General features: G+C 34.9%; 11 protein-coding genes and 2 tRNA genes. 5 read left to right on the forward strand and 8 right to left on the reverse strand.

Going from position 1 to position 11,947, the window contains the following annotated elements:
- Positions 1-21: 21 nt before the first annotated feature.
- Both QI155_RS00905 and QI155_RS00910 read right to left on the reverse strand, forming a co-directional pair.
- Positions 22-1,692: a nickel-dependent hydrogenase large subunit gene (locus QI155_RS00905; protein ID WP_068860379.1), complete on the reverse strand. Its 1,671-nt coding sequence runs from the start codon at positions 1,690-1,692 to the stop codon at positions 22-24.
- Between the two features lie 14 nt (positions 1,693-1,706).
- The gene (locus QI155_RS00910) at positions 1,707-2,738 is read right to left on the reverse strand and encodes a hydrogenase small subunit (protein ID WP_068860381.1); all 1,032 of its coding nucleotides are present in this window, start codon (positions 2,736-2,738) and stop codon (positions 1,707-1,709) included.
- A 96-nt stretch (positions 2,739-2,834) separates the two neighbouring features.
- Between QI155_RS00910 and QI155_RS00915 the strand changes: the two genes are divergently transcribed.
- Positions 2,835-3,797, forward strand: coding sequence for an NAD(P)-binding domain-containing protein (locus tag QI155_RS00915; RefSeq protein ID WP_068860383.1), 963 nt, complete (start codon positions 2,835-2,837; stop codon positions 3,795-3,797).
- Positions 3,798-3,837: 40 nt separating this feature from the next.
- On the opposite strand, the gene QI155_RS00920 is transcribed toward QI155_RS00915, so the two are convergent.
- Positions 3,838-3,915, reverse strand: a tRNA-Asp gene (locus tag QI155_RS00920).
- 10 nt (positions 3,916-3,925) lie between these two features.
- Positions 3,926-3,998, reverse strand: a tRNA-Val gene (locus tag QI155_RS00925).
- A 111-nt stretch (positions 3,999-4,109) separates the two neighbouring features.
- Here QI155_RS00925 and QI155_RS00930 point away from each other — a divergent pair.
- From QI155_RS00930 to chrA, 4 genes are all read left to right on the forward strand, one after another.
- Positions 4,110-5,387, forward strand: coding sequence for a radical SAM/SPASM family putative metalloenzyme maturase (locus tag QI155_RS00930; protein WP_068860385.1), 1,278 nt, complete (start codon positions 4,110-4,112; stop codon positions 5,385-5,387).
- Positions 5,388-5,414: 27 nt separating this feature from the next.
- A complete protein-coding gene (locus QI155_RS00935; RefSeq protein WP_068860387.1) occupies positions 5,415-7,145 on the forward strand; it encodes an aldehyde ferredoxin oxidoreductase C-terminal domain-containing protein in 1,731 nt (576 codons plus the stop codon).
- A gap of 360 nt (positions 7,146-7,505) precedes the next feature.
- Positions 7,506-7,769, forward strand: coding sequence for a MoaD/ThiS family protein (locus QI155_RS00940; RefSeq protein WP_068860389.1), 264 nt, complete (start codon positions 7,506-7,508; stop codon positions 7,767-7,769).
- Positions 7,756-8,901, forward strand: coding sequence for a chromate efflux transporter (gene chrA / locus QI155_RS00945; RefSeq protein ID WP_068860391.1), 1,146 nt, complete (start codon positions 7,756-7,758; stop codon positions 8,899-8,901). Before QI155_RS00940 ends, chrA begins: the two co-directional genes overlap by 14 nt.
- Positions 8,902-8,959: 58 nt before the next feature.
- Here chrA and QI155_RS00950 read toward each other — a convergent pair whose 3' ends face one another.
- Genes QI155_RS00950 through QI155_RS00965 form a run of 4 tightly spaced genes read right to left on the reverse strand, consistent with a single transcriptional unit; the run spans position 8,960 to position 11,938 of the window.
- Positions 8,960-9,334 (reverse strand): response regulator, encoded by a 375-nt coding sequence (locus tag QI155_RS00950; RefSeq protein WP_281320918.1) that lies wholly within the window; start codon positions 9,332-9,334, stop codon positions 8,960-8,962.
- An 11-nt stretch (positions 9,335-9,345) separates the two neighbouring features.
- Positions 9,346-10,062, reverse strand: a complete 717-nt coding sequence (locus tag QI155_RS00955) for a metallophosphoesterase family protein (protein WP_281320919.1) — start codon at positions 10,060-10,062, stop codon at positions 9,346-9,348.
- A 14-nt stretch (positions 10,063-10,076) separates the two neighbouring features.
- The gene (locus QI155_RS00960) at positions 10,077-11,246 is read right to left on the reverse strand and encodes a ceramide glucosyltransferase (RefSeq protein ID WP_281320920.1); all 1,170 of its coding nucleotides are present in this window, start codon (positions 11,244-11,246) and stop codon (positions 10,077-10,079) included.
- 2 nt (positions 11,247-11,248) lie between these two features.
- Positions 11,249-11,938 carry a PHP domain-containing protein gene (locus QI155_RS00965; RefSeq protein WP_068860400.1) on the reverse strand — a complete coding sequence of 230 codons (690 nt, stop codon included), beginning with the start codon at positions 11,936-11,938 and terminating at the stop codon, positions 11,249-11,251.
- Positions 11,939-11,947: the final 9 nt, after the last annotated feature.

The following is an 11,947-nucleotide window of genomic DNA, read 5'->3' on the forward strand; positions in this document are numbered from 1 at the left end:
AGATTTTTTTAAAATATTTCTTTATTCCTCCTTGACCTCAACAATATGCATACCACAAGCCATACATGGGTCAAAGGAATGGATTGTTCTTAAAAGCTCAAGAGGTTGCTTAGAATCTGCAACAGGTGTTCCTACAAGGGCTTCCTCAACAGGACCTCTCTGTCCTTTATGATCCCTTGGGGAAAGATTCCATGTAGAAGGAACAACCATCTGATAATTTTCAATCTTTTTATTTTTAATTACGATAAAATGAGCTAGTGCACCACGAGGAGCATCATGGAATCCTACTCCCTTTGCCTCTGCAGGCCAGGTTTTTGGATCCCACTTTTCTGTATTTGCAATTTTGAGGTCACCATTTTTCATATTTGTTGCGAGTTCACTTATGAAATCCTTTATCTTGTATGCAGTTACAAGAGCTATAATTCCTCTTGCTGCAGTTCTTCCCAATGTGGAGAACAAGGCTTCAGGTCCTACACCAAGTTTTTTCATAACCATGTCAGCCACTTCTTTAACTTCTTTATGTCCAGATGCGTAGGCAACAAGCACTCTTGCAAGAGGACCTACTTCCATTGGCAGTTCTTCATATCTTGGAGCTTTACCCCAGCTGTATTTTCCATCTACATTGATGTATTCATAGGGTGGCTTTGGTCCTGTATAATTTGGTGTTGTCTCACCATCCCATGGATGGAGTCCTGCTTTCTCACCCTTTGAATAGGTATAGTAGGAACGGGTTATATATTCCATTATCTTTTTATGGTCAACAGGATATATCTCTTTTAGATTTTTGTTCTTTATAATTCCAGCTGGCAACCAGAGTTTTCCGTTTGCATCTGGATACTCACCGCAGGCAAGGAAGTTTTTGTTTCCACCATAGTTTGTCCAGTCTTTGTAGAATGATGCAATAGCAAGAAGGTCTGGAATGTAAACTTTTTCAACAAATTCAATTCCCATATCTGCATATTTATTTAGCGCAGCAATTGTGCCTGCATTAATGGCATTCTGGCTTTCTGGATCAATTGGAATTGCCATACCACCAACAAGGAATGTCTGTGGATGAGGATTCTTTGCACCAAGAATTGCCATCATCTTGATTACTTCCTTTTGCCAATCTAATGCTTCAAGATAATGGGCAACTGCCATCAAGTTTGCCTCAGGTGGAAGTTTGTAGGCTGAATGCCCCCAGTAGCCGTTGCTGAATATGCCAAGCTGTCCTCTTTCTACAAAGGCTTTTAATTTATCTTGCACAGCCTTGAAGTAAGTTGCTGAATTATTAGGCCAAGAGGAAATGCTTTTTGCAAGTTCTGATGTTTTTGCTGGATCTGCTTTAAGAGCGCTAACAACATCAACCCAGTCAAGGGCATGAAGATGATAAAAATGAATAACATGGTCTTGCACACACTGATTTCCCATTATGAGATTTCTTATAAGGTCTGCATTTCTTGGTACTTTAATTTTTAATGCATCTTCCACTGCTCTTATTGATGCTATTGCATGAACAGTGGTACAGACCCCACAGAGTCTTTGTACAAAAACCCATGCCTCTCTTGGGTCTCTTCCTTTCATTATTAGCTCTATTCCACGCCACATTGTACAGGATGAATAGGCATCTTTTACTTTTCCATCGGAAACCACTGCTTCACATCTCATATGTCCTTCAATTCTTGTTACTGGATCAATGACTAACCTTGCCATACATGCCCCCTTATTTATTCCTTATTTTCTTTTTTTGATATTAGACCGGCTACTGCCATAGCACCGAGTCCGATTGTAGATGCTTTAGCAAAAAAGCCTTCTTTACTGTCAATTCCTGCATAAAATGGAGAATTATCATCCCAAAACTTTGGTTCCGAACAGGCTACACAGGGATGTCCTGCCATAACAGGCCAGCTTGTTCCATCATTCCATCTAATAGTTGGACAGTTATGATAGGCAAAGGGACCTTTACATCCAAGTTCATATAAACAAAATCCCTGTCTGTGTCCTTTATCTCCCCATAATTTAGCAAACTGACCTGTATCAAAATATCCTCTTCTTTCACAGTTGTCATGAATTAAAATTCCGTGAGCAAAAAGTGGTCGTCCAAGTTTGTCTGTCTTTGGAAGTTTTCCAAAGGTAAGGTAATAAACAACTGTTGCTGTAAAGTTTTCAACATTAAAGGGACAACCAGGAAGATTAATTATAGGTTTGTCTTTAATAATATCTCTTACACCAACTGCACCTGTTGGGTTAGGTTTTGCTGATGGGATTCCACCGTAGGTTGCACAAGTTCCAACAGCAATTATTGCTGCAGCATCCTTTGCAACTTCTTTCATAATATCAACAGATGATCTACCCCCAATACAGCAATAAATTCCGCCATCTTTTGTCGAAATAGAACCTTCTACTACAACCAGGTATTTACCCTTGTACTTATGAATAGCATCATGAAGGGATTTTTCTGCCTGATGTCCTGCTGCTGCCATGATTGTCTCGTGGTATTCAAGGGATACCACATCAAGGACAATCTGTCCAATTGTTGGTTTTGTTGCCCTCAATGCACTTTCACTGCATCCTGTACAGTCCTGAAAGTGTAACCAGACAACAACGGGTTTTTCTTTCTTTTCCATTGCTTCAGCAATTTTTGGAACAAAGGAAGAGGAAAGACCTAATACAGCTGCTGTTGTAGCGCAGAATTTGAGAAAGTCTCTTCTTGAAACGCCTTGACGTACCAATCCTTCATAGATTGTTTCTCTTTCCATACAAGCCCCCCAAAAAGGATTTTTTTTCTGTATAAAGTTTAATTTTTTTTTTCTAATTTGTCAAGAGGGGACAACAAAAAGTATAATATATATCTCATGAGAAATTTATCAGTAGGCATAATAGGTGCTGGTCCTGCAGGAATCGCTGCAGCTGTAGAGTGTAAAGCTAATGGAATAAGTAATGTAGTTATATTTGAAAAAGCTTCAAAATATTGTTCAACAATAAGAAGACTTTATCCTGCTGGAAAAAGAGTAGATAAAAATTATAAAGGAGAGATTTTCCAAACAGAGGGAATATGCACCTTTGAAACAGAGGCGAAAGAAGATTTTCTATTAAGAATGAAAAAATATATTAATGAATACAATATTTCAATTGAATACAACATTGAAATCAATGGATTAGAAAAAAGAGAGGACTATTATATATTAAAGGCTGGAACATATCTTGTTGCACAAACCCAGGCTGTTATAATTGCAACAGGAGTATTTGATAAACCTAAAAAACCTACATATCCAATTCCTGAAGCAATAAAAGGCAGAGTGTTTTTTGAACTACCAAAGGAAATCCCCGAAGGAGAAAAAATACTTATTGTAGGTGGAGGCAACACTGCTGCTGAACTTGCCTGTCTTTTATCTGGGAAGTGTGATGTTTATTTATCATACAGAAGACCTCAATTTTTCAGAATAAATGAAGAAAATCTAAGAGAGCTTGAAAAAAGAAAAGATATGATTAAATTCTTTTTAGGTACTGAAATAAAATCTCTTGAACCATCAGAAAATGCAGTAAAAGTTTTATTTCAAGATGGACATATCGAAATTTTTTCAAAAATTTTTTATTGCCTTGGAGGAAGTACTCCCAAAGTATTTCTTGAAAAAATGGGTATAGAGTTTAATAATTCTACGCCCAAGTTAGATGAATTTGGTGAAAGTAATCTTAAAAAGGTTTTCCTTGTAGGCGATATTGCTGTCAAAAGAGGAAGCATAATGTTTGCTTTTAATTCGGCTCACAAAGCTGTTAAACGTCTAATCGAAAAGTATCCTGAAATATTAAATTCTTAATGGTAGAAAAGTTAAAAATTAAATTTTAAGAAGGATTTTTTGGCGGGGTGGACGGGACTTGAACCCGCGGCCTCTTGCGTGACAGGCAAGCGTTCTAACCGTGCTGAACTACCACCCCACTTTTCACATGGGCGGAACAGGTTTCGAACCTGTGACCTCAGCCTTGTAAGGGCTGCGCTCTCCCATCTGAGCTATCCGCCCGCATTTATTAAACTAATATAATATTCACTTGTTTGTCAAGAAATTAATCATGATAAACAGATTGTGCTTTAAAATTAATGGGACAGTTGTGTTAAAATTTTCATATCTACTATGAGGAAAAATTATCCAGAAAAAATATCAATAGAAATTACAACAAAATGCAATCTCCACTGTGCAATTTGTCCAAAGCAAAGTCCAAATTATCATCAACCTGAAGCTGATATGGATTATGAAACCTTTGAAAGCCTTAAAACAATTTTTCCCCATATTAAGAGTCTTGTTTTAAGCGGAATTGGCGAACCACTTTTACATCCAGAAATTGAAAAATTTGTTGCCTTAGCAAGTGCTTACATGCCTAAGAATTCATTTGTAGGATTTCAAACAAACGGAGTTTTACTAAGTGATGAAAAACTAAAAGAACTTATTAGGTCGGGATTAAATAAAATTTGTGTTTCCATTGACAGTCTTGTCCCCATTAATGGACTTCATGTTCCAGAATTTGGAGAAAAAGCTCTTGAAGTTATTGCTCGAGCAAAATCAAATGGAGCAAAAAATCTTAAAAGCGGGATAGAGATTGTTATAACCACTGATAATCTTGAACATATAATTCCTACAATAAATGAATCATTGAAGTACGGAATTGATTTTGTAATTCTTTCCCATCTCATTCCCTATTCATTAGAAAATTCAAAAAAAGTAGCCTATGAAACAAGCAATGAAGAAGCAGTAAAGATATTCAAAAAGTGGGTTAACTATCTTGAAAATAAAGGATATAAAATAGATGACTGGCTTGAGCTAATGAAAAAGAAAGCTTTACCAGAATTTTTCCCTGAAGAAAATGAACCAATGAAACTTTTTAAAGCCATGTATGATGAAGCTTCAAGTAAAGGATTAACTCTTCATATGCAGAATTTGATAAACAGAAATGATGATCTTATCAGTACAGTTAAGGCTATACTTGAAGAAGTAGAAAGTCTTTGTAGAAAGAAGAATATTTCCTTTCAGATTCCAAGAACAAATCCAACACCATTGAGAAAATGCGATTTCCTTGAAGAAAAATGTATGTATATTGGAGTTGATGGAGAGGTCTCACCTTGTTATTTCTTATGGCATAGTTTTACATGTTATATTGGAGGATTAAAAAAGGCAGTTAAAAGATGGAGTTTTGGTAATATAAAAGAAAAAGAGCCTTTGGAGATTTTTAATTCTTTAGCTTATCAACAATTTATTAACTCCGTTCTTAAATATGATTTTCCCTATTGCTATGACTGCAATTTTGCCCTTTGTGATCTTATGGAGCTTGAAGATTTTGTTTATGACTGCTATACAAATGATGTCCCCTGTGGAGCCTGTCTGTGGTGTGGCGGATTGTTTTATTGTATGATATAATTAAACAAAATTTTAAGGAGGTGTGGCATGAGGATTTTAAGGATTAATATGAGTGAAGAAAAACCAGTAGCAAGATTTGAAGAGCTTGGTGAATATGAAGGTCTTGGTGGTAGAGCCCTTACTTCTGCGATTATTTCAAGGGAAGTTGATCCACTCTGTCATCCTCTTGGTGCTGAAAATAAACTTGTAATTGCTCCTGGACTTCTTGGAGGGACAGCTGCAGCAATGTCTGGAAGAGTTTCTGTAGGTTGTAAAAGTCCTCTTACAGGAGGAATTAAAGAAGCAAATGCTGGAGGTCAGGCTGGACAGGTTCTTGGAAGACTTGGGATTGCAGCAGTTGTTCTTGAAGGAAAACCAAAGGGAGATGATACATATAAAATTTATATAAGTAAAGACACTGTTAAAATTGAAAAAGACAGTACGATTAAAATGTTACCAAACTATGACTTAATTGAAAAAATGAAAAAAGAATATGGAGAAAAAATAGCCTGTGTTAGTATCGGTACTGCAGGGGAAATGAAAATGTCTGGAGCATCTGTTGCTTTTACAGATATGGAACTAAGACCTACAAGACATGCTGGAAGAGGTGGTGTTGGTGCTGTAATGGGGTCAAAGGGAGTAAAAGTCATTGTCCTTGATGATACTGGAACAACTCCAAGACAACCAAAAAATCCAGATGCCTTTAAAGAGGCAAATAAAAAATTTGTTGCAGGACTTCAGAAACATCCTGTTACAGGACAAGGACTTCCTGCTTATGGAACAAATGTTTTAACAAACATAATTAATGAAGTTGGAGCCTATCCAACCTACAATTTCAAAGAAGGAAGATTTGCTGGAGCAAGGAAAATAAGTGGTGAGGTTCAGGCTGAACTTGAAAAACAAAGAGGTGGGAATCCAACTCATGGCTGCCATCGTGGGTGTGTTATTCGTTGTTCAGGCATTTATCATGATAAAGATGGACATTATCTCACAAAACAGCCAGAATATGAAACTGTATGGGCATTTGGTGGAAACTGTGGTATTGATGATATTGATAAAATCGCAATGATGGATTTTCTATGTGACAATTATGGATTGGACACCATTGAAATGGGTGCAACAATAGCAGTTGCAATGGAAGCAGGTTTATTAAAATGGGGAGATGCAGATGGTGCAATAAATATTCTCCATGAAGTAGGGAAGGGAACTTATCTTGGTAGAATTATCGGAAATGGAGCAGCCTTTACAGGAAGAGCCTTTGGAGTTGAAAGAGTTCCTGTTGTAAAGGGGCAAGCACTTCCAGCCTATGATCCAAGAGCAGTTCAGGGTATAGGTGTTACCTATGCAACAAGTCCAATGGGAGCTGACCATACAGCCGGATATTCAATTGCATTGAATGTTTTAAAAACTGGTGGATTTGTTGATCCCCTTAAACCTGAAGGACAGGTTGACCTGTCAAGAAATCTTCAGATTGCAACTGCTTTCATTGATTCAACAGGAATGTGTCTGTTTATAGCCTTTGCATTACTTGACCAGCCAGATACAAATCAAGCAGTGCTTGACATGATAAATGCCTTTTATGGATGGAATATGACAGAAAAGGATGTTGTTGAATATGGCAAAAAAGTTCTCAAATTTGAAAGAGAATTTAATACTCGTGCAGGATTTACAAAACAGCATGACAGACTACCGAGATTCTTCTACAAAGAACCAATTTCACCTCATAATGTTGTTTTTCAGGTAAAAGACGAAGAAATTGATCAGTTGTTTAACTGGTAGGAAATTTGTCTATGGCTTTGCCTGTGGATTGACAGAGTTGTCATTCTTCAGGCAAAGCCAGAATATCCAGAGCTTATTCTCTGAGAGAGATCTCTCTAAACATTTAGCCCCTTGGAAAGATAATATGAGCGAACCTGAAATTATCGATTGAAAAAAATGAATTTACCTTTTCTTGTCACTCTGAGGTAGCTTAATGCTCCTCTTTTGTCACTCTGAACGAAGTGAAGGATCTCCTCCTTTAATGAGGAGGAGATTCTTCGGCACTGCGTACCAGGCAGAACTTTTCTATCGGCAAATTTAAGAGCGAAAGATAGTCCGTCTTTCCTCAATCATCAATTGTAGGATATAATTATTTTTGATATGAAAGTTACAGTAAAACTATTTGGTGGATTAATATCTGACAAGGAATTTCCAAAAAATGAACAGGGAGACCTTGTTATTGAATTTTTGTCTGAAAGTTCTGTTTCTCAATTAATTGATGCCCTTTCATTAAATAAAAAGCCTTTTATAGTTGTTCTTAATGGCATTATTCTTAGTGACTTACATATTACCCTAAAAGATGGTGATGAATTAAGTCTTTTCCCTCCAATTGCAGGTGGATTAATTAACAATGGTTTATCCTAAATTAATTCATCTTTTTATCTCTTTTCTCAAACTTGGGTTTACTGCTTTTGGTGGACCTGCAATGGTTGCCTATATTAAGGAGCTTGCTGTTGAAAAAAAGAAGTGGCTTGATGGCAAAACCTTTCAGGAAGGCATTGCCCTTGCCCAGGCAATTCCAGGAGCTACTGCAATGCAGGTTGCAGCTTATGTTGGATTAAAAACAAGAGGGATAATTGGTGGAATTGCAAGTTTTACAGCCTTTGGATTACCCGCTTTTTTGTTTGTGCTTATTCTGTCCTATTTTTATGCAAAAACTCACACAATACCAGAGGTTATATCAGTTTTTACAGGTCTACAGGTAATAGTTGTTGCAATAGTTGCTAATGCTTTTTTAAGTTTCGCAAAGCCTGTAATTAAATCAAAGGGTGAGACAGTAGTGGCTATCTTTTCTTTTTTACTATTTCTTTTAAAAATCAATCCATTTCTGATAATCATAGCCTGTTTTATTCTTTCTCAATTAATTTTTAGAGATAAAACAGGCTCAGATAACAAAAATGCAAAGAAAATAAATCTCAGAGACATTTTACCCATTTTTTTTATTGTATTTGCAGGATTACTATTTCTTTATTTATTTGACAAAACTCTTTTCAACATTTCTTTAATTATGATGAAAATAGATTTTTTTGCCTTTGGAGGCGGGTATGCTTCTTTACCTTTAATGCTTCATGAGTTTGTAGATAGACTTCATTGGATTGATGGAAAAACTTTCATGGATGGAATAGCCCTTGGACAGATTACCCCGGGACCAATTGTAATTACAGCAACCTTTGTGGGATATTTATTGAAGGGTTTAGCAGGTGCTACCGTGGCAACAATTTCTATATTTACTCCATCTTTTATTATGATGGCTTTTGCCTCTGAGATTTCAGAAAAGATAAGAGATTCAAATATATTTATCAGAGCAAAAAGAGGACTTTTAGCTTCCTTTTCAGGTCTACTGCTTTTTGCAACAATTAAATTTGCTCAATCTGTTGATTGGAATTGGTTAAAGATATTAATAGTTTCTATTAGCTTTTTTGCCTTGTTTAAAAGGGTAAATATTCTTTATATTGTTATCACCGGAGCAGTAATTTCAGTTTTTTTATTTAATTAAGAGACCCCCATAGATTAAATACTAATGGGGGTCTCTTTGTGGGAGGGGCGGGGTGTAACTAATTAGAATTTTTTATATAAAAGGATACTTTTTTGTAAAGTTGGAAAACATCCCCCTTTGGAATATAATCTGTGACTTTTTTTTGTAAAGTTAATTTTTTTAAATAGTTTTCATCTAAAGAAGAGTAAAACAATACGGGAATTCTGAATTGTTTAATGTTATATTCAAGTAACTCATATAGTTTATCTCCAGATAAAGCAGGCATATTTACATCAAGAAGAACAATATTAGGACAAAAAGTTTTTATATTCTTTGTTGAACCAAGCCATCCATAATTTTCTTTAACTCTGTACCCAACCTTTTCAAGTAGTTCTTTTGTAATCTTTAAATCTTCTTCATTATCATCAATTATCAATATTTTACCTCTTTCCATAAAATCCTCCTTTACTCTCCTTTTATTAATTTTTCTGCAAAATAGTAGGGTAACCCACTTTTTATTATTGCTCTAATAACTGATTTGATATCATACTGTCTTCTAATAAAAGTTACCTGAACATTACTTCTGCTTATATCTATTAAGCATAAACAGGTTCTTGGGTCTTTATCTTTTGGTTTCCCAACACTTCCAGCATTGATAAAATATTTACCATTCAATTTTTTAAAATAGGGAATATGTGTATGCCCATAAATCATCAAATCTGCTTGAGCTTTTTCTGTCATTAAAAAGAAAAAATTATCAGGTCTTTCCTCATACCAGTAGAGATTATTTTTTGTTGGTGTAGCATGAAAAATTTTTACTCTCCTTCCCTCTACCTCAAAGGATATCTGAAAGGGTAAATTTTTCATATAATTTTTTGATTTTTCTGTTACATGTTTTTTTGTCCATTCAAAGGATAAATGAGCCATTTCTGCTTGAAAATGGTCTTCATATTTACAACCGCAATTTTCTTTATCAAAAACAACTGATTCATCATAATTACCCTGAACTCCTTCGATTTTGTGTTCAATCAGAAAATCTACTACCTCATTTACAAAGGGAGCATAACCGCCAAGGTCTCCAAGATGATATATTGTCTCTGGTTTTAACTCCTTGGTAATATCATAGGCAACCTGAAGAGCTGGAAGATTTCCATGTATGTCTCCTAATATTGCCAGTTTCACAGTTTAATTCCTCCTTAATGGCTGAATATTGTTTTCAATTTCAAATAGGTTCGTTTTAATGAACTATCCGTAACTGGCATAAGTACAGTATTTTCAGAGATTAAATACAGATTGCCTCGCCAGTTGACTTTTGATGTTATGAAGGGAACAAACCATATAATTCCAGACATTAAATCCTTTATTGGTGAAAACATTATCTGAATTCCTGGTTTTTCTTTAATCATTCTCATTACCAAGTAATCGCCAGTTGTTTTTATTAGCACAGACAGTAAAAGCAAAATTAATGATAAATTAGAAAAGGCATAGAAAAGAGGGATTAAAGAAGCAATAAAAACAGGATTTGCTAAAGGTTCTGTAAAGTATTTAACTCCTCCAATTTTCCATCTAATTTTTGCCCATCTCGTATGTCTGTTAAAAAATCTTTTTATTGACCAGTATTCATTTATATTTTTAATCATGTAATTTGAAAGAACAACTTTTTTCCCTTTTTCATGCATTAATTTACCAATTAAATAATCCTCTGCTAATACATCCTGAACTGCGTTAAATCCTCCTATCTCTTCAAAATCCTTTTTTCTCATTAACATAGATTTTCCAATACTACAGGGCATTTTAAGAAACTTATCAAGAAGGCAAACACTTAATATAATGAATGAATTAAGCTGAAGATTTTCCAATACTGCACCAAAACTTTTTCCACCTACACCAACAATTAAATTAGTAACAAGTCCGACATCCTCAGTCATTGACGCAAATGTTTTTCTCAAGTAATCAGCATCAACATAGACATTACTATCACTAATTAGAAAATAATCATATTTTGAAATTTTGTAAGCAGTTATCATATTTCTTACCTTTGGATTTAAAGCTTTACTGGAGTTATCAATGACTATGGTTACTCTATCAGGGTATTTATTTCTTATTTTCTCAGCAACTCTGTATGCAGGATCATTGCGATTTTCAAGAGATAAAATTACTTCATATTCAGGATAATCCTGTTTACAGAAACTTTCAATATTGTCAAATAAATTGTCATCAAGTCCTTTAAGTGGCTTAATAATAGAAATTGGCTGGGTAAAACTGTTAGGAATCTCTTCCCTCAGCTTTTTTCTTAATGCCAAAATTTGGGAAAAATAAATTATAAAACTTAAGCCTAAAAGAATTAATATTACCCATAAAAGCATTTTTACCTCCTAAAAAGGGTTATTGCAACGCCTTTGTTGTGTTTAATGCATGTTTTTATAGTTTCTTTATCCTTTTCACAGTTAAGTAGAGTCTTCCATGAATAAAGATGTCTTGCCTTATGAAAGTCACTGTTTGCGATATAGGGATATTTTTTAAGGCTTACAACATTAAAAACATCATCCCTGTTTGCAATCTCCCATGCATCAATATACTTGCCATATTTCTGCTTGTTTTTCCAAAGATAGAGGGTGTTTCTTATTTCTCCCTTCATGTGATGGGGATGGCAGGCAACTACAAGAGCATTTTGTTTTTTTGCTTCAAGAAATATTGATTCATAACTACCGCAAGCAGGAATAAAGTTCTTAATATCAAGTATTAAGATATGGGCAGATTTGTCTGAGGATAAATAGTTTTTACTGATTTCAACCCCTGGTATTACAAGCATTTCATATTTATTCCAAGCTCTTTGTGCTTCATACTCAATATTTTCAAGATATTCATTAAAGTTTTTCTCTGTGATTGTAAATCTGAATTTATAAGCTAATTTGCCTATGAGACTGTCTCCATTTACAACATGGTCTGTTATTGCTATCACATCAAATCCTGCCTGACCAAAAAGGTCAACAACTTTTTTTAACTCTAATGAACCATCGGAATACTTAGTATGAATATGAAAATCACAAAGTAACATTATTTAATT

Source organism: Thermodesulfovibrio sp. 1176 (assembly GCF_029946585.1).
In the GTDB taxonomy this organism is placed as follows: domain Bacteria; phylum Nitrospirota; class Thermodesulfovibrionia; order Thermodesulfovibrionales; family Thermodesulfovibrionaceae; genus Thermodesulfovibrio.

Bases quoted from the DNA above. Each gene is read 5' to 3' on its own strand.
- QI155_RS00965 (WP_068860400.1), bottom strand. From the start codon at position 11,938: ATGTTACTTTGTGATTTTCATATTCATACTAAGTATTCCGATGGTTCA.
- QI155_RS00930 (WP_068860385.1), top strand. From the start codon at position 4,110: ATGAGGAAAAATTATCCAGAAAAAATATCAATAGAAATTACAACAAAA.
- QI155_RS00960 (WP_281320920.1), bottom strand. From the start codon at position 11,246: ATGCTTTTATGGGTAATATTAATTCTTTTAGGCTTAAGTTTTATAATT.
- QI155_RS00950 (WP_281320918.1), bottom strand. From the start codon at position 9,334: ATGGAAAGAGGTAAAATATTGATAATTGATGATAATGAAGAAGATTTA.
- chrA (WP_068860391.1), top strand. From the start codon at position 7,756: ATGGTTTATCCTAAATTAATTCATCTTTTTATCTCTTTTCTCAAACTT.
- QI155_RS00905 (WP_068860379.1), bottom strand. From the start codon at position 1,692: ATGGCAAGGTTAGTCATTGATCCAGTAACAAGAATTGAAGGACATATG.
- QI155_RS00910 (WP_068860381.1), bottom strand. From the start codon at position 2,738: ATGGAAAGAGAAACAATCTATGAAGGATTGGTACGTCAAGGCGTTTCA.
- QI155_RS00915 (WP_068860383.1), top strand. From the start codon at position 2,835: ATGAGAAATTTATCAGTAGGCATAATAGGTGCTGGTCCTGCAGGAATC.
- QI155_RS00935 (WP_068860387.1), top strand. From the start codon at position 5,415: ATGAGGATTTTAAGGATTAATATGAGTGAAGAAAAACCAGTAGCAAGA.
- QI155_RS00940 (WP_068860389.1), top strand. From the start codon at position 7,506: ATGAAAGTTACAGTAAAACTATTTGGTGGATTAATATCTGACAAGGAA.